13 protein-coding genes and 1 pseudogene are annotated in these 17,693 nt (G+C 64.8%); 3 read left to right on the top strand and 11 right to left on the bottom strand.

Translation table 11 applies throughout. The annotated features are described in order from the left end of the window. Positions 1-366: 366 nt before the first annotated feature. Both IVB36_RS31695 and IVB36_RS31690 read right to left on the bottom strand, forming a co-directional pair. Positions 367-1,765: pseudogene (locus IVB36_RS31695) on the bottom strand (porin); the annotation flags it as partial. Then, positions 1,650-2,606 carry an alpha/beta hydrolase gene (locus IVB36_RS31690; RefSeq protein WP_247394198.1) on the bottom strand — a complete coding sequence of 319 codons (957 nt, stop codon included), beginning with the start codon at positions 2,604-2,606 and terminating at the stop codon, positions 1,650-1,652. The gene IVB36_RS31690 and the pseudogene IVB36_RS31695, both read right to left, overlap by 116 nt. Before the next feature lie 852 nt (positions 2,607-3,458). Between IVB36_RS31690 and IVB36_RS31685 the strand changes: the two genes are divergently transcribed. Further along, complete coding sequence (locus IVB36_RS31685; RefSeq protein ID WP_007595931.1) at positions 3,459-4,523, top strand: 2-dehydropantoate 2-reductase N-terminal domain-containing protein; 1,065 nt, start codon at positions 3,459-3,461, stop codon at positions 4,521-4,523. Positions 4,524-4,798: 275 nt separating this feature from the next. Further along, positions 4,799-6,301 (top strand): ATP-binding protein, encoded by a 1,503-nt coding sequence (locus tag IVB36_RS31680; RefSeq protein WP_026232634.1) that lies wholly within the window; start codon positions 4,799-4,801, stop codon positions 6,299-6,301. A gap of 13 nt (positions 6,302-6,314) precedes the next feature. Here the strand turns inward: IVB36_RS31680 and IVB36_RS31675 are convergent, their stop codons facing one another. The 9 genes from IVB36_RS31675 to IVB36_RS31635 form a co-directional block, all read right to left on the bottom strand. Then, complete coding sequence (locus IVB36_RS31675) at positions 6,315-7,346, bottom strand: HoxN/HupN/NixA family nickel/cobalt transporter (RefSeq protein WP_247394200.1); 1,032 nt, start codon at positions 7,344-7,346, stop codon at positions 6,315-6,317. A 284-nt stretch (positions 7,347-7,630) separates the two neighbouring features. Further along, complete coding sequence (locus IVB36_RS31670; protein ID WP_085357560.1) at positions 7,631-8,371, bottom strand: ABC transporter ATP-binding protein; 741 nt, start codon at positions 8,369-8,371, stop codon at positions 7,631-7,633. Then, positions 8,368-9,210, bottom strand: a complete 843-nt coding sequence (locus tag IVB36_RS31665) for an ABC transporter ATP-binding protein (protein WP_247366663.1) — start codon at positions 9,208-9,210, stop codon at positions 8,368-8,370. The genes IVB36_RS31670 and IVB36_RS31665 overlap by 4 nt, the downstream gene beginning before the upstream one ends. After that, positions 9,210-11,033: an ABC transporter permease gene (locus tag IVB36_RS31660; RefSeq protein WP_247337725.1), complete on the bottom strand. Its 1,824-nt coding sequence runs from the start codon at positions 11,031-11,033 to the stop codon at positions 9,210-9,212. The genes IVB36_RS31665 and IVB36_RS31660 overlap by 1 nt, the downstream gene beginning before the upstream one ends. A gap of 13 nt (positions 11,034-11,046) precedes the next feature. Continuing rightward, entirely contained in the window at positions 11,047-12,204 is a 1,158-nt protein-coding gene (locus tag IVB36_RS31655; RefSeq protein ID WP_247295676.1) for an ABC transporter substrate-binding protein, read from the bottom strand. 60 nt (positions 12,205-12,264) lie between these two features. Further along, entirely contained in the window at positions 12,265-12,849 is a 585-nt protein-coding gene (locus IVB36_RS31650) for an alkylhydroperoxidase domain protein (RefSeq protein WP_247394196.1), read from the bottom strand. Positions 12,850-12,861: 12 nt separating this feature from the next. Continuing rightward, the gene (locus tag IVB36_RS31645; RefSeq protein ID WP_085383552.1) at positions 12,862-13,488 is read right to left on the bottom strand and encodes a CMD domain protein; all 627 of its coding nucleotides are present in this window, start codon (positions 13,486-13,488) and stop codon (positions 12,862-12,864) included. A 47-nt stretch (positions 13,489-13,535) separates the two neighbouring features. Continuing rightward, positions 13,536-14,570, bottom strand: coding sequence for a putative FMN-dependent luciferase-like monooxygenase (locus IVB36_RS31640; protein ID WP_085383546.1), 1,035 nt, complete (start codon positions 14,568-14,570; stop codon positions 13,536-13,538). 136 nt (positions 14,571-14,706) lie between these two features. Continuing rightward, the gene (locus IVB36_RS31635; RefSeq protein ID WP_247295672.1) at positions 14,707-15,501 is read right to left on the bottom strand and encodes a MetQ/NlpA family ABC transporter substrate-binding protein; all 795 of its coding nucleotides are present in this window, start codon (positions 15,499-15,501) and stop codon (positions 14,707-14,709) included. A 390-nt stretch (positions 15,502-15,891) separates the two neighbouring features. Between IVB36_RS31635 and IVB36_RS31630 the strand changes: the two genes are divergently transcribed. Beyond that, positions 15,892-17,679, top strand: a complete 1,788-nt coding sequence (locus IVB36_RS31630; RefSeq protein ID WP_085348497.1) for a peptide ABC transporter substrate-binding protein — start codon at positions 15,892-15,894, stop codon at positions 17,677-17,679. Positions 17,680-17,693 lie beyond the last annotated feature (14 nt).

The following is a 17,693-nucleotide window of genomic DNA, read 5'->3' as shown; positions in this document are numbered from 1 at the left end:
GCCCTTGGCCTCTCGCACCCGAACGCTGCCGCGTCCACCGCAAGCCCGGCTCGCGAACATGACGACCACAAGATCGCCCCTCAAGGATGAGCCGGGATGCACGACACATACGCCATTTCCGAATTTCGGTAAAGCGGAATCTTTTTGCGGCGGCGGATTGACACGGGGGCGACACAGGCGCGGTCCCGTAGCCCGGATGAAGCGAAGCGTGATCCGGGAAGGTGCCGGACGCAGCGCGAGCAGCCCCCGGATCACGCTTGCGCTCCATCCGGGCACCGGGGCTTCGCCGCCCTATATCATCTGCCTTGCGCAAAAAAACACCCGGCGGTTTCCCGCCGGGTGTTCGTTCATGTGTTTCGATAGATTTTACCAGTTGCGCTGAGCGCGGAGGATCATGGCGACCGAGTCCTGATCCTTCAGCTCGTAGGCCGCCTTCGGCTTGGCGGTCGCGACGCTCGGGGAGGCGCCAACCGTACCAGAATACTTCTGGTCGAGATGGGTCCAGGACACGTCCGCCGAGAAGGTCAGGTTCTTGACCGGGGTCCACCGGGTGACGACACCTAGCTGGCCGATCGCGAAGTCCGGGTTGCAACCCGTCACACCTGCCAGGGCTCCGAACACACCGGCGCCGCCGCCGGCGCCGCAGATGGTGGTCTTGGCCAGCGTGCCGAACTGGGCCTGAGCGTAAGCACCGTACAGCGAGGAGTTCCAGTTGGGATCCCAGTTGTGGGTGTAAGCGCCACGGAAGCCCCAGGTCTTGACGGTTTCCTGCGAGCTACCGGTCACGTACACCGTGTCGGGAGCATTGGCGAAGCCAACGCTCTGGTAGGCAACACCAGAGCTACCGAACAGCGAGTAGCTGCTGCCCGACAGGTTCTGGAAGTTGTAGCGGGTCGCGCCGTCGGTGTAGACGCCCTGGATGTTGATCGTGTCACCCGCGCCGGTCGGGATGTTCTTGATCGACAAAGCGAGCTGAACCGCCCAACCCCACTTGTCGTCGGGATGGCCGGTGGCTTCGGTCGCGCCGTAATAGGCGACATGGTTGTCATGCGCAGCCACTGACGCCTGGAAGAGACCCCAGGCCTGATCGACACGCACCTGACCGACGAGGTTCGGCGAACGCGAGCCGCCGAGGGCGTTGGTGCCGTATGAGCCGCCGATGATGCCACCTGCGGTCGCGCCGGTCATGTTGAGGTTGCCGGCCTGATAGTAGGCCGTCGCATCTTCAGCGGAGAACGATGCCGTGACGCCCTGGCCGAAGTCGGCGGTGTATGTGAACTGGGTGACGCCAGTAACGGTGCCGCTGCCGCCGACGAGGTTGTCGGTGATGTTGCCGGGATAGTTGGTCCAGGGCGCGTCGAACTGCGACACGGCCTTACCCATCGTGAAGCCGGCGAACTGGATGAAGGCGTAGTATACGCCGAGCGCACCGGCCGAGGTATTGCCGTCGGTGCCGTTGACGTTGCCGCTACCCCGAACCGACGAGGCCTGTGCCCGCAGCGTTGAGACCGAGCGTACCGCTGTACTGGGTGCCACCCGTTGCCGAACCGGTGCCCGAATAGTTGCCGGTCGTCCAGGTAAAGACGCCGTCGAAGAACGTGCGGACCACGCCGTATTCGGTCGCGGTGCGGGTGTCGATGTTGAGGTCTTCACGAGCGCGGAAGGTGTAGTAGTTCATCAGGCGGTTGCGTGCACCGGCAACACCGCTCTGGTTCGGGTTGAAGTCCGAATTGGTATTGAGGTTCGCATCGGCACGCAGGTATCCGACACAACGGCAGCAACGAACCCGTCGAGGGCCCGTCACGGACCGCCTGCTCGACGCCGATCATCCAGCGCAGCGATGCCCGGCGCATGACCGGCGTCGCAATGCCGCCGTCGCACACGGCGGCAGCCATTCTGCGATCCACGAGGGCAAGACGGGATGCGTGACTGGCGGCCGCCCCCTCGCCGTAGACCGCGATCTGCTGCGAATCGACGTCCGGACGAGCTTCCAGGTAATCCAGCCAGCATTGAAGAATATGCGCCGGCTTGAAGGGGCTACGACCGGATGAATCGCCGGCATCAACGAGCAGGAGTGACACGTTCCGTCGCCCTGAAGCCGGCAACAGCCTGCTCATCATCGAGCCGAGGGTGATGTCCTCGTCGCTGACGCAGATAACCGCGGGTGCGAAAGACCGATCGGGGAACGCCGGCAGAAAGTAGCCCGCAAGCGAGCCTTGATCAAAGCAGTCGATCTCCACACGCTCGATCGCCGAACCGGCGTCCTCCTCGAAGCCCCTCAGGCAGAGTCTGACCTTGTCTACGAGGTCGGTACCCCCGGGATCTCCGGGCCAAGACAGGTTCCTCGCGACTTCAAGGGCCGTCAGCGAGCACAGCCACGCTTCCCGCGCGATCTGAGCTGAACTGGTTACGCGCGCCGATTCGGCGAATATCCGGTACTCGCCTGAGATCCTCAACCACTCCGAAATCCACCGATGCCTGTGCGCCTCGCGCACGAGTTCCGCGACGGACAAGCTTTCGAAAAAATGGGACGCGCGTTTTCGCAAGCACGCCAGGCTTCGACCGGCGCCGTCGCACGTGCCGTGAGGCCAATGATCATCTTCCATGCCCGTCCCCGAACGGCGCGTCGGCGGTTGCTTGGACTCGGCGCAGCGCTGTCAGCGCAACGCCCTGCATGTCTGCTCGAGGCGATGTCATGCGTGCGTGATCGCGCTTGCGTCTGCCGTCCCGATGATCGTTCCGTTTTCCCTTCGCGGGCGGGGGCACTGGACCGGACGGACTACAGTCCGAACGAACCGGTCGCAAAACAAGTCGCACGCCGACTCCAACTCAATCGTCACGTCTCAGCTCCGTTGCTGATACACAGTTTAGGCCCCGCACCACTCTGCCATTTTTTGCTGTCCCGCGTTTGCAGTTTTTTGTTGCGGTGGACGACTAAAATTGGAGCTCATTTAACGAGGGAGAAGGCATCGCCTGTGTCGGCTTCCATCATGATTCCTCATGACGCCGATCCGGCGCGCCACCAATCACGCCAGCGATAAAAATGCGGCGGGTTACCGCCTGATCGATGCCGATGGCCTTCGCCAAAGGGCTTTCCGCTAGTCAATGTCGCAGGAAAACCGGCGCGACAAAATCCTCGAAGTCGCTCATCCGCACCCGGCGCGCGAGACGTGACGAGGTATGATCGCGTTCTGGGAGAGCCTGGGCGATCGAGATGTGCAACATTTCTTACTTCGGTAAGCCAGTTATTTGAGCAACTCAACGACCCTGCACAACCGCCGCCGGTTTGGCGTCGTCTTGCTTTCGGCGTCAAGCAACACGCCGGGCCGCCCGCTGATCCGCGCCTTGTATCCATATCCCAGTTGCCATCCGCACGCACTTTGCCTTACATGCCCGCCAAACTCGCCCGCGGATGACGGCCGGGTCTTAAAAATCACAAATTGTCAAAGGGACGAGACATGGCGCGTAACATCCTGATTCTCGGGGCTTCCTACGGTTCCCTGCTGGGCACGAAGCTGCTGATGGCGGGGCACAATGTGACCCTGGTCTGCCGCGCCAAGACCGCGGAGCTGATCAACCGCGAGGGGACCGAGGTGCGAATCAAGTTGCGTGACGAGGCCGTTCACCGCGCCATCTTCTCGCGCGACCTGCCCGGCAAGCTCGACGCCGTGACGCCGGCCAATGTGGACTTGTCGCGTTACGACATGGTCGGCCTTGCGATGCAGGAGCCGCAATACACCAACCATACGGTGCGCGTTCTCATGGTCAGGATCGCCGCGGCGAAGCTGCCGTGCCTCTCGATCATGAACATGCCGCCGCTGCCCTATCTGAAGCGGATCCCCTCGCTCGCAGACATGGATCTCGAGGAGGCCTACACCAATGCGCAGGTGTGGGAGCGCTTCGAGCCGGGGCTGGTGACCCTGTGCTCGCCCGACCCGCAGGCATTCCGTCCGCCGGAAGAGGCTGCGAACGTGCTGCACGTCGGTCTGCCCACGAATTTCAAGGCATCCGTGTTCGCCGACGAGAAGCACAACAAGGTGCTGCGCGAGCTCGAAGCCGACATCGACGCGGTGACGCTCGACGGCCACGACGTGCCGGTGAAGCTGAAGGTGTTCGATTCCCTGTTCGTGCCGCTGGCCAAATGGTCGATGCTGCTGACCGGCAACTACCGCTGCATCACGCCGCACGAGCCGCAGTCGATCCGGGACGCCGTGCACGGTGATCTCGCGCGCTCGCAGACGATCTACGAGCATGTCGACGCCATCGCCAGGCGTCTCGGCGCCGATCCGCAGGACCAGGTGCCGTTCGCGAAATACGCCAAGGCTGCCGAGAGCCTGCTGAAGCCGTCATCGGCCGCACGCGCAGTGGCCGGCGGCGCGCCCTTCATCGAGCGCGTCGACCTGCTGGTCAAGCTGATCTCGCATCAGCTCGGCGCGCCCAATGCAGAGATCGACCGCACGGTCGAGACCGTGGACCTGAAGCTCAACGAGAAGATCGTGCAGGGCGGATCGGGCGCGCTGTAACGGGCCGCGATCCCCTTTGCCCCGCACCCATCATTGGCTGGGCGCATGCCAAGCGCACGGTGCAATGGCGGTTTCGCACATCAAGGGGGGAACTCGCGCAAGTGATACCCCAGGACGCCGGTCCGCAAGCGCCCTATCGGCCCGCACTTCTACGGCAATCGAATCGCGCCTGAAATCCGCCGTGGGCAACAACGCATGATTTACGCCATGGTGCTCGACGCGCCACGGCCGGATTGATAAGCCCCTGTCCGCGAATGATGGGACTTGAGTCGGGCATGACGGTTGCGATCGAGATGGGGCAGACCACGGCGGGCGCCGCGGCGGCCATGGACCTCGAGGAACTGCTGGCGACCCGCCTCCTGGTGCAAGGCAATTCGGGTTCCGGAAAATCACATCTGTTGCGGCGGCTGCTGGAGCAGAGCGCACCCTGGGTGCAGCAGGCGATCATCGATCCCGAAGGCGATTTCGTCTCCCTGGCGGAGCATTTCGACCATCTCGTGATCGAGGCCCAGGATCACACCGAACGCGGCCTTCAGGTTGCCGGCGAGCGCGCGCGGCTGCATCGCGTCTCCACCGTGCTCAACCTCGAAGGGCTCGACGCCGAGAACCAGATGCGCCGCGCCGCGGCCTTCCTCGGCGGACTGTTCGACGTGGACCGCGACCATTGGTATCCGATGCTGGTCGTGGTCGACGAGGCGCAGCTGTTTGCGCCTGCGGTGGCGGGCGAAGTCTCGGACGAAGCGCGAAAGCTTTCGCTCGGCGCGATGACCAATCTGATGTGCCGCGGCCGCAAGCGCGGGCTTGCCGGGATCATCGCGACCCAGCGGCTGGCGAAGCTCGCCAAGAACGTCGCGGCGGAAGCGTCCAACTTCCTGATGGGCCGCACCTTCCTCGACATCGACATGGCGCGCGCCGCCGACCTGCTCGGCATGGAGCGGCGGCAGGCCGAATCGTTTCGCGATCTCGAACGCGGACAATTCATGGCGCTCGGCCCCGCGCTGTCACGCCGGCCGCTGCGTTTGAACATCGGCGCGACCGAAACCCAGCCGCGCAATTCCACGCCGCGGCTGATGCCGATGCCCGAAGCCGCACTCGAAAATATGCGCGCCGTGATCCTGGCCGCGCCGCCGCCCGATGCCAGCCGGCCGCAGCGCCGGCCCGCGCCCGATCTGCTCGAGCAGCTCCGCGCCGCGAAGGCTGCGGCACCAGAGATCGGCCCCGAAATAATCGAGGTCCCGATTAGTGCCGAAGAGCTTGCCGAACGGCGCGAACGCGTGGATCGGACCCTTCGTGCCGTGCTCGCCGCGCCCGACGCCGGTTTCCGCGCGGTCGGCGTGCTGTACCAGGAGTTCGTGGTTCGCTGCCGCATCGAGGGACTCGGCTCGGCGGTGCCCGACCTCACCGAATTCCGCCGCATGCTGACACGCGCACGCGCCGGGCTCGGCGCCGAGCATGCCGAGGACGACGCCTGGCAGGACGTGTCGCTGCGCGCCTCGATCCTGCCCGACGACATGCAAGGCGTGTTCATGATGATCGCGCGCGCGGCGAAAGAAGGCTGGCCCTGCCCCGGCGACGCCGCGATCGCCCGCGCCTACGGCTCGCATTCGCTGCGCCGGGCTCAGCGCCTGCTCGGCTACATGGAAGAGCAGGGCCTGATCGTCTGCCAGCTCGACGGCGCCGGCCGCAGGTTCGTGACGCTGGTGGAATTGGCGTGGGCCACCGCGCCGGGCGATCCCAATGCCGACGACCTGCCGGCGGAGAGCGCAGCTTCGGCTTGAGCCCACGATTGACTCACGCTGTCTCGGTAGCATCGGCGCCCACCAGCACATCGGGCGTGCGCCGCCGCTCGAGCGCGAATAGCCTGCGATAGAGCATGACCGAAACCAGCCATGCAATCGCGAATAGCGCGACCACGGCGAAGCCGACGTTCGCGAGTGAATCGTTGAGGCCGTCGACCAGCGTCCACACACCGCCAGACAGGCCGAGCCGATCCCCGATCAGGCCAAGCGCCTCAATGCCGCCGATGAACAGCGCCACCGCGACCGAGGCACCGGTGATCGTGAGGTTGTACCAGAGCTTCCGTAAGGGATCGACGAAGGCCCAACGATAAGCGCTAACCATCAGCGCGGAATCGGCGGTATCGACCAGCGCCATGCCTGATGCGAACAGCGCGGGAAAGACCATGACGTCGGCCAGCGATGCACCAAGCGCGTATTCGCTGGCGGAGATGCTGAGCAGGCCGATCTCGGTGGCGGTGTCGAAGCCGAGGCCGAACAGGAAGCCGAGCGGGTACATATGCGCCGGCGTGGTCACCAGGCGGAACATCGGGCCGAGCAGCCGCGCCAGCAATCCGCGGCTGGCGAGCAGCGCATCAAGCTGCGCGGCGTCGTGAATGCCTTGCGCGCGCGCGATCCGGAACGTCCGCCACAGGCCGGCGAAGATGACCAGGTTGATGGCCGCGATCACCAGCAGGAACAGCGCCGACACCGACGTGCCGATGAAGCCGCCGACGTCCTTGAGCAGGCTGTCGCCGCCAAGGCTCACCAAGCCCAGCGCGAGCAGCATGGTCGCGACCACAACCACGGTGGAATGACCAAGCGCGAAATAGAGACCAACGCTGCGCGGCGCATCGCCGGCCTGCATCAGCTTGCGCACGACGTTGTCGATGGCCGCGATGTGGTCGGCATCGACGGCGTGGCGCAGGCCGAACACCCAGGCAAGCAGCGCGGTCGCCATCACCGTCGGCCGGTCACCGAACGCCGCGAACGCCCAAGCCCACGCCCCGATGTTGGCCGCGATCAACCCGCCGAACAGCAGCATCATTCCGGGGTCGACCGCCCGCAAAGATAATTTCGTCACGCCAATCATTCCGTCCGCTGCACGACCCATCGCACGAGCGGTATGATCTTTTCATAAGGTGGTCATACTGACCAGTGCAATCCCGGAGGGGCGGCACGGTTCTGCAGCAGTGCTTGCGGCGTCCTTCGGGACGCCCGCTGCGCGGGCTCCTTTAGGATGAGGTCTTGCTTCGCCGCGAGGTTGCCAGACCCTCATGGTGAGGCGCCCGCCGAGGGCGGGCGTCTCGAACCATGCAGGCCGAGATGGCGCTACGCCGCCTCGGAGCCGCCGAGATAGGCATCGCGGATGCGGGGATCGTCCTTCAGCGCGCGGGCGGAGCCGGAGAGAACGATCTTGCCGGTCTGGAGCACATAGGCCTCGTGCGCGATCTCGAGCGCGAGGCTGGCGTTCTGCTCGACCATGAAGACCGAGACGCCCTCCTGGTTGATGGTGCGGATCAGCTCCAGCACGCGGTCGACGTAAAGCGGCGACAGGCCCATGGTCGGCTCGTCCATCACGATCATCCGGGGACGGCTCATCAGCGCCCGCGCCATCGCGACCATCTGCTGCTCGCCGCCCGAGAGCGAGCCGGCGCGCTGCGACAGCCGTTGGCCGAGCTTCGGGAACAGCGTGAGCATCTTGTCGAGATCCTGCGCGATCGCCTCGCGGTCGTCGCGCACGAAGGCGCCCATCAAAATGTTCTCGCGGACGCTCATGTCGGCGAACAGCCGCCGTGCCTCCGGCACCGAGGCGATGCCGCGGCGGACGATCTGCGGCGTGGTAAGTCCCAGTAGCGAAGTGCCGTCGAACGTCACGTCGCCCGAGCGCGGCTTCACGAGGCCTAGAATGATCTTCATCGTGGTCGATTTGCCGCTGGCATTGCCGCCGAGCAGGCAGACGATGTGGCCGCGCGGAACTGATATCGACAGGTCGAAATGCACCTGGGCCTGACCATAGAAGGTATTGACGTCGGTGATCGCGAGCAGCGCATCGGGAGGCGGGTTCGTCATGCCGCGCTCTCCTGCTTCGTCGTCAGGCCGTGGCCGAGATAGGCCTCGATCACCTTGGGATCACCGCGCACCGCTTCGCCCGGGCCTTCCGCGATTTTCTTGCCCTCGTCCATGACGATGACGCGATCGGAGAGGCGCATCACCATTTCGAGCTTGTGCTCGATCAGCACGATCGTCAGCCCTTCGGCTTTCAGCTCGGCGACGAGCCCCTGCATCTCCGTGGTCTCGGTCGGATTCATGCCGGCGGTCGGCTCGTCCAGCAGCAGCAGGCGCGGCTTCAAGGCGAGCGCGCGCGCGATCTCGACGCGGCGGCGGTTGGCGTAAGAGAGGCTGTAGGCCGGCTGATCGATACGCGGCAGCAACCGCTCGCCGAAGCGCGCGAGAATGACCTTCACCTCCTCGCGCAGCCGCTCTTCCTCCGCCTTGACGCTGGCGGGGCGCAGCAGCGCCAGACCCAATTCCAGCAGCGGGCCGATCACCGGCACTGCCGGTTTCACCGCGCGCAAGCGCGTATGCGCACCGATCAGGACGTTGTCCATCACGCTGAGATTGCCGAAGGCGCGGCCGAGCTGGAACGTCCGCGCGATGCCTCCGGCCGCCAGCCGTTCCGGCGAGAAACCTGTGATGTCCTGACCTTCGAAGCGAACCGTCCCGGCGTCCGGAAGGTCAAGCCCGGTCACGAGATTGAACAGCGTTGTCTTGCCCGCCCCGTTCGGGCCGATGATGCTGATCAGCTCGCCTTTGGCGAGATCGAGATCGATGGCGTCGACGGCGGTGAGGCCGCCGAAGCGCCGCGTCAGCCCGCGCAGGGACAGCATCGCCGTGTGTGCGTCCATCATCACACCGTCCCCAAAAGGCCCTGCGGCCTGAACCGCACCAGCAGCAGCAGCACGATGCCGTAGATCAGGATGCGATACTCCGCCGCGATGCGGAACACTTCCGGCAGGCCGACCAGCGCGACCGCCCCGAGAATCGCCCCGACGACATTGCCGAGACCGCCGAGGATGACGACGGTCAGCGCCAGGATGGATTGCTGCGTGTTGAAGGTCTCGTGGTTGATATAGGAATAGAGATGCGCGGCGATGCCGCCGCTGACCCCCGCGGCAAAGCCGCCGAAGATGAAGGCCAGCGATTTGTAGCGATTCAGGCTGAGGCCATAGGCCCGCGCGGCGATGTCGTCGTCGCGGATGGCGCGAAAGCTGCGGCCGAGATGCGAGCCGAGCAGGCGTCCCTGCAGCAGCGCCAGCACGACCATCACGATGAAGCTGAACCAGTAGATCGAAATCGGGCTGACCAGCTCATAGCCAAACAGCGACAGCGGCGGGATGCCGGAGATGCCGATCGGCCCGCGCGTGACGCTCTCCCAATTCAGGATCACCAGCGAGACGATCTCGCCGATCGCGAGCGTCGCGATTGACACATAATGTCCGCGCAGCCGGAACGACGGCGAGATCAGCGCCGTGCCCAGCGCAGCACTCATCAGGCCGCCGCCGATGATGGCAAGGCCGACCGGGACAGCGAACGTGAGCGACAGCAGCGCGGAGGTGTAGGCGCCGATCGCGAGCAGCGCGGCGTGTCCCAGCGAGACCTGACCAATCGTGCCTGCAACCAGGGTGAGGCTCAGCGCGAGCATGCCGAGCAGCCAGGCGTTGATCAGGGTCTGGAGCACGTAGAACGACACGGGCAACAGCGGCAGGATCGCGAAGACGATGGCAGCGATCAGCAGAGCCCAGCGCGGAATCCGGACCGGGCGGCTCGGCGCGATGAAAGTGCCGGTGAGCGGCTCGGGCGGCGCCTGCCGTGCGCTGGCGAACAGACCGTTCGGGCGCAGCACGAGCACCACGACCAGCAGCAGGAACGCGAACAGGTTGCGGTAGCTGGTGCCGAACACGGCAACGCCGTAGCTCTCCACCAATCCCAGCAGCAGGCTGCCGATCACCGCACCCGGCACATTGCCGGCACCGCCGACGACTTCGGCGACGACGCCCTTGAGCGTCGCCTGCAGGCTCATCGCGGTGTCGATCTGGTTATAGTACATACCGACCAGCAGGCCGGAGACGCCGCCGAGCGCAGCCGCAATGCCGAACACGGCCTGATTGACGCGGTTGACGTCGACGCCCATCTGCATCGCGGCGTCGCGGTCCTGCGCGGTGGCACGCACGGCCCAGCCGAGCTTGCTGTAGCGCAGGAACACGAACAGCAGCAACGCGCTGGTGAGGCCGACACCGGCGATGAGCAGATCGAGCGGGCCGATCGTGCCGCCGCCGATCTGGAAGCGGACATCCGGCAACTGGCTCGGCAATGCGCGCGGATTGGGCGAAAAAGTCAGCATCACGAGCTGATCGAGCACGAAGCTGATGCCGATGGTCGCCAGCAGCGGTGCGATGCGCACCGAGTTCTGCAGCGGGCGCAGGCCGAACCGCTCGATGATCAAGCCGACCAGCGCCGCCGCCACCGCGACCAGGATGATGGTGAGCGGCAGTGGCGTATGCAGCTGCACCACCGCGACCCAGCCGATATAGGCGCCGACGAGGTAGATCGATCCTTGCGCAAAGTTGATCAGCCGGCTGACGCCGAAGATCAGCGCGAGCCCGACCGCAACGAGGGCGTAGACGTTACCGACGATCAGCCCGTTGATCGTGTAGTCGAGCCAGGAAGACACGCAGGAGATCCCCTCAGGTCGGCTTGCCGTCCCAGAGGGCGAACTGGCCCTTGCGCACGACGAGCTCCGCATTCATGGCGCCCTTGACGCGCCGGCTCTCGACGTCGAACGTCGCTTTGCCGAAGATCACGCTCGAGACGTCCTTCACTTTCGTGAAGGCATCGCGGATCGCGCGCCGGTCGGCGCCGCCGATCCTCACCACGGCGGCCGCCATGTTCATCGCGTCATAGGCGTAGGCGTTGAACGCGTCGGGCTCCACCCCGTTGTATTTCTTCTTGAAGCCGGCGATGAACGTCTGCACCTCGGGGCGCGGGTCTTCCGGGAAGTAGCGCGTGCCGACATGAACATCCTCGACGGCCTCGCCGCCGAGCTCCAGGAATTTCGGCGAGTAGACCGAGCTCGCGGCGCAGATCACCTGCTTCAGCCCAACCTGGCGCGCCTGGCGCGCGATCAGCGCACCGTCGGAATAATAGGAGATCAGGATCAGCCCGTCGGGATTGGCGTCGCGGACACGCACCAGCGTGGAGCGGAAGTCGCGCTCCTCCGCGATGTAGCCTTCGGTGACGGCGATTTCGGCGCCGTGCTCCTTCGCGGCCTTAACGAAATAGTCGCGGCTGGTACGGCCCCAATCGGTGTTGAGGTGCAGCACGGCGAGCTTCTTCAGGCCGAGGCGCTTGACGGCATAGGCCGCCAGCAGCGGCTGCTCGTCAGCCTGGCTGACCGAGGTGCTCCACATGAAGTCGCCGCCCTTGGTGAAATCCGGATGCGAATTTGTGAATCCGAACTGCACCAGCCCGCCGCGCTGATAGATCGGCGAGGCCGCCATCGAGGCGGGGCTGGAGAAGTCGCCGAGCTCCATGACAATCCTGGGATCGGAGACGAACTTCTGGGCGATCGCCACCGACTGGCGCGGGTCGCTCTGGCTGTCCTCGAAACTATAGGCGAGCTTGCGACCGTTGATGCCGCCCGCGGCCTGGATCTCGTCGAGCGCGAGATCAAAGCCCTGCTTCCACTGCGTGCCATATTGTGCGTTCGGCCCGGTCAACGGACCACTGACGCCCAGCAAAATCGGTTCGGACGATTGCGCAAGCGCGGCGCGCGAGAAGGCTGCCCCCGCCATCATGGCGGCAAGCGAGCCCTTGACCAGGGTACGACGATCGATGTTGCTCATGGACGGCTCCATCCTGTCAGGCGTTGAAACAACTAGCAATTTTCATGCCGGTGAGATTGGCTATTTCGAGGGCTCGCCAAGCGACAGCATCAGCCGGTTCGCCCAGTTGAAGAACGACGCGCCGTTGATGACGTCGACGATCTCGGCATCGTCGAGACCGGCGCGGCGCAGCTCATCGATATTGTCGGCGCTGAACGCGATCGGCGTCGCAGCCAACGCCACCGAGGCCTTGACGACCGCATTCCAGCGCTCGCCGAGATCGGCGCCGACGCCCTCGTCGAGCAGGCGCTGCACATCGTCGCGGCGCTTGGAATAAGTGCTGGCGAAACGCGCATGCACGGAGGCGCAGTAGATGCAGCCGTTGTAGCGCGAGGTCGCAGCCGCCGCGAGCTCGCGCTCGGCGCGCGGCAGGCCGTCGGCGACGTTGTAGAAGATGTCCTTGTCCGTCTTGGTGCGGGCTTCCAGCACCTCAGGGTCGCGCACCAGCAGGCGGAAATACTCGGACTTGGAACGGGAGCGATCGACGAGGCCCGCGAAATGCCGCTCGGTCAGCTCGGCTTCGAGCAGCGGGTCGATCCAGGACACCCAGCCCAGTTCGTCCTGGGTGAAGACGACGGGCGGATCGGCATTGTTTGCAGCGCTCATGATGCAGCCTCCTTACGCGCCGGCCGCGGCGTTCGTGGTGCGCCCGAGCGAGGCACCGAGCACGCGCAGTCCCGTGACGACGCGCACCTGGAACGATAGGAACGCAACGAGCTGGGAAAACGTGACGATGCCGGTGTTCGACCAGCCGGCGGCGAGCAGCGCCTTCATGTCGGCTGCAGCCGCATCGCGCGGGCGGAACACCAGCAGATGCGCATGCTCGAACGCTGCAGCGAGCCGGTCTCCGAGATCGGGCTTGCGCTCCGCGCCGACGCGATAGATCAGGCCGGCCTTGTTTTCGACAGACAGGGGGCCGGCTGGAAAGGCACCGTAGGGGCCCGAGGTCTCGCCCCGCGCGATTTCGACATCGACAGCTTCGACCAGGCGCGCGCCATCGGCGGTCGCAGCTAACTTCGCCCGATAGAAGCCGGCCATCGTGGGCTCGCGGTGAAGGCCGATCACGAAGAGCGCGACCGCGGCGCGCTCCACCAGCGAGACATCGCCGGCGTCGATCGGCTCCAACAGCGAGAGATAGCTCTTCTGCGCATTGTCGCGCGCCTGGATGCGCTTGGCCCGAATGCCGTCCAGAGCCGAACCCGGTTCGATCCCGGCGAGCGTGTCGATGATATCTTTCGTAGCCATCATTCAGCCTCTTGCAGCCTCGTGCAACGCGATTCCGTTCATTCCGACTATCCCGCCAGCGCCACGTCGGGCGCCGTCCGCGCCCAGCCCAGCGCCGGCGCGACCTTCTCCGCGACCAGCTCGATCGAGCGCAGAATGTGGGGATGCGGGGCATCGACCGAATGCGCCTGGAAGACGAGATCGGTCACCCGCTCCAGCGTGGCGTCGGCGCGGAGCGAAGCGATGACGTCGTCGGCCGCGCCGACATGGGTGTCGAACGCCACGATCATCTCCTCGAGCGTTTCGCCTGGCTTGGCGTGGCCGCCCTTGAGGAATTGCGGGAGCGCGCGTCGCAGGCCGATATCGGCAAGACGCATCGCCTCAGTCCGGTCGTCGGCAACGAAGACGGTGCGCGAGGCCATGATGCGGGGCTCCCGTCCCGGCGGCAGCGCCTCGAGATAGGCATCGATCACCGGATTCTGAATCTCGGCGAGCGTTGCCTTCGGCGCCTCCTTGGTTCGAGGCTGGGTGCGCGACAGCAACAGGCCATCGCCTGCCTTGCCGGCACGCGCGCCGCCCGCGACAGAGAACGTCGCCTGCCAGATCCTGTCGTCCAATTGCGGCCGCTGCGGATAGAGCGTGTCACCACCTTCGAGCGGCTTGCCGACCAACGCGGTGCGGACGACGTCCAGATTGCGCGCAAAGATCTCGTTGCGCTGGGCGCTGTCGAGGCCGAAGGCGGCAAAGGCCGAGGGATTGCCGCCGGTGCCGACACCGAGCTCGAAGCGACCGTTGCAGAGCAGATCGAGCACCGCGGCATCCTCCGCCACCCGCACCGCGTTCTCCAGCGGCAAGGTGACGATGCCGGTGCCGAGCCTGATGCGCGAGGTCTGGGCTGCGACATAACCGAGGAAGGTGAAGGGGGACGGCAGGCCGCCCTCGCGCTCGTGGAAATGGTGCTGCGCGATCCACGCGGAATCGAGGCCCGCCGTCTCGGCGCGCACGATCTGCTCGGCCGCGAAGCGATATCGGTCGGCCGGCGGGGCCTCGTCGAGAAGCCGTGTGAAAAACCCCAGGCGTTTCAGGTTTGCTAAGCGTTTCATACGACCCCTGTCGGACGAGGATAGGTCCCGATGATGTCGGTTGCCGCAGCTCCAGACAAGCGGGCATTGCGCAGGGCTAGTACGCAAGCCCGCCCGCCGGGATCGCCCTGAGCTGAACTTTGGCTGGGCAGACTGCCTACCAGCTCGGCAGAACCGCGCCCTTGAACTTGGTCAGGATGAACTCCTTGACCTCCGCCGTGTGATAGCTGTCCACCAGGATCTTGACCCAGGGCTTGTCCTTGTCGACCGTGCGAACGGCGATGAGATTGACGTAGGGACCCTTCGGGTCCTCGCGCAGGATCGGATCCTTGACGGGATCGAGGCCAGCCTGGGTTGCATAATTGGTGTTGATCGCGGCGGCGTCGACGTCGTCGAGCGCGCGCGGCGCCTGCGCCGCGTCGACCTCGATGAACTTCAGCTTCTTGGGATTCTCGGTGATATCGAGCACCGTCGGCTTGAAACCCGTGCCGTCCTTCAGCTTGATCGCGCCCTGGTCGCGCAGCAGCAGCAACACGCGGCCGCCATTGGTCGGATCGTTCGGGATCGAGACCTTGCCGCCCTCGGGGATATCGGCGAAGGCCTTGTGCTTCTTGGAATAGACGCCGATCGGGAAATTCACGGTCAGGCCGACGGCTTCGATCTTGTAGCCACGGTCCGCCTTCTGATTGTCCAAATATGGTTGGTTCTGGAACGAATTGGCCTGGATCTCACCGGCATCGAGCGCTGCGTTCGGCACGACGTAGTCGGAGAATTCGATGAGCTGGATGTCGAGACCCTGCTTGGCGGCGATCGGCTTCACCGCCTCGAAGATCTGGGCGTGCGGCCCCGGCGTCACGCCGATCTTGATGGTCTCGCCTGAAGCGGCGGCCGACCAGACGGCGAGCACGGTCGCAAGGATCAGGGTGGAACAGAACGACATCTTGGTCTCCATGACTCGGCAATGATTGGAACCGTATTCGCTTCTCCGCGGCGCGAAATCAATGAAATGTAAATCCATATTGACCGATTGACGCGGACGACGCTTCTCCGTTCGACGGCATGCGGGGAACGAATGCATCTGCGCAAGCGTGAGACGCGTCACGACAAAACCCACGGATCGTTGCCCGTAGCCCGATGGAGCGATGCGCAATCCGGGGCGCCGCCAGCGCGGCTGGACTTATCCTGGTTGCGCTCGGCTCCATCCGGGCGTCAGACCTCTCCCCGCACATTCGTCATTTCGCCGCAGGGTTTTCTGACCTTGGTGGCATTGCCGCCTCGCCCATGATCAAACATGATGGGCCTTGGCCGGTGACGACTTGTCCTTGAAGTGGGGGATCATCCGATGAACGAGAACGAAATCCGCAAGTCCATCACTGAGGTGCAGCAGGGCACCCTGTCGCGACGCTCGTTCATGCAGACGATGGCTGCGATCGGGATCGCGGCGCCTGTCGCGAGCCAGATCCTGGTCTGGAACGACGTGGCGATGGCGGACGCCACCCTGCCCTACAAGCCGACCAAGGCCGGCGGCGGCGGCCCACTCAAAATCCTGCTCTGGCAGGCCCCTACACTGCTCAATCCGCATTTCGCGCTCGGGACCAAGGACCAGATCGCCTCGCGCGTCTTCTTCGAGCCCCTCGCCGGCTGGGACAAGGACGGCAACCTCGTCCCCTGCCTCGCGGCCGAGGCTCCGTCCAAGCAGAACGGCGGCCTTTCGCCGGACGGCCTGAGCGTGACCTGGAAACTGAAGCAGGGCGTGAGATGGCATGACGGCAAGCCCTTCACCGCCGACGACGTCGTGTTCACCTGGCAATACGCCTCGGATCTCGCCACGGCGGCGTACACTACGGGGTCTTACAAAGACATCACGGTCGAGAAGATCGACGACCACACCGTCAAGGTGCTGTTCAAGGCGCCGACGCCGTTCTGGGCCGATCCCTTCGTCGGCTCGGTCGGTCCGATCCTGCCGAAACATCATTTCGGCGACTATGTCGGCGCGAAGTCGCGCGAAGCGCCCGGCAATCTGAAGCCGGTCGGCACTGGTCCCTACAAATTCGTCGAGTTCAAGCCGGGTGACCTGATCCGGGCCGAACGCAATCCCGACTATCACGTCAAGAACCAGCCGCATTTCGACACGCTCGAGATCAAGGGCGGTGGCGATGCGGTGTCCGCGGCTCGCGCCGTGCTGCAGACCGGCGAATACGACTATGCCTGGAACATGCAGGTGGAGGAGGAGGTCCTCAAACGCATGGAGGCCAGCGGCAAGGGCAAGCTCGACGTCACGCCATCAGGCAACGTCGAATTCATCATCCTCAACACGACGGACCCCTGGACCGAGGTGGACGGCGAGCGCTCAAGCCCCAAGACCAAGCACCCGACGCTGTCCGATCCCGCCGTTCGCCGCGCGATCAATCTGCTGATCGACCGCGAGTCGATTCAGAAATTCATTTACGGGCGCGGCGGCGTCGCCACCGCGAGCTTCGTCAACGCGCCCAAACAGTTCAAGTCGCCGAAGCTGAAATACGAGTTCGACGTCGACAAGGCGAACAAGATCCTCGACGAGGCCGGCTGGGCCAAGGCCGCGGACGGCATCCGCGAGAAAGACGGCAAGAAGCTCAAATTCGTCTTCCAGACCTCGACCAATGCGCCGCGTCAGAAGACGCAGGCCATCATCAAGCAGGCCTGCCAGAAGGCCGGGATCGAGATCGAAATCAAGGCGGTCACGGCATCGGTGTTCTTCTCGTCCGACGTCGGCAACCCCGACACCTACTCTAAGTTCTATGCCGACATGGAGATGTACAACACCACGCAGCCGCAGCCCGACCCGGAGCGCTTCCTGAACCAGTGCGTCTCCTGGGAGATCTCCAACAAGGAAAACAAATGGCTCGGCCGCAACGTCTCGCGCTGGTCCGATCCCGAGGCCGACAAGGCCTACAAGTCTGCGCAGAACGAGCTTGATCCGGTCAGGCGGGCCGCGCTGCTGATCAAGGTCGACGAAACGTTTTGCGAGGCCAACGTGTTCCTGCCGCTTCTATCCCGCAACATCGTCAACGCAGGGGTCAACAACCTCATGGTCGACATGTCGGGATGGGACGTCACGACCTGGAATCTGGCGAGTTGGTATCGCAGCTGACGCCGGAGAGGCTG

The sequence above is a fragment of the Bradyrhizobium sp. 35 genome (assembly GCF_023073215.1).
Lineage (GTDB): Bacteria > Pseudomonadota > Alphaproteobacteria > Rhizobiales > Xanthobacteraceae > Bradyrhizobium > Bradyrhizobium canariense_D.
This window is presented reverse-complemented; position numbering and strand designations above follow the sequence as displayed.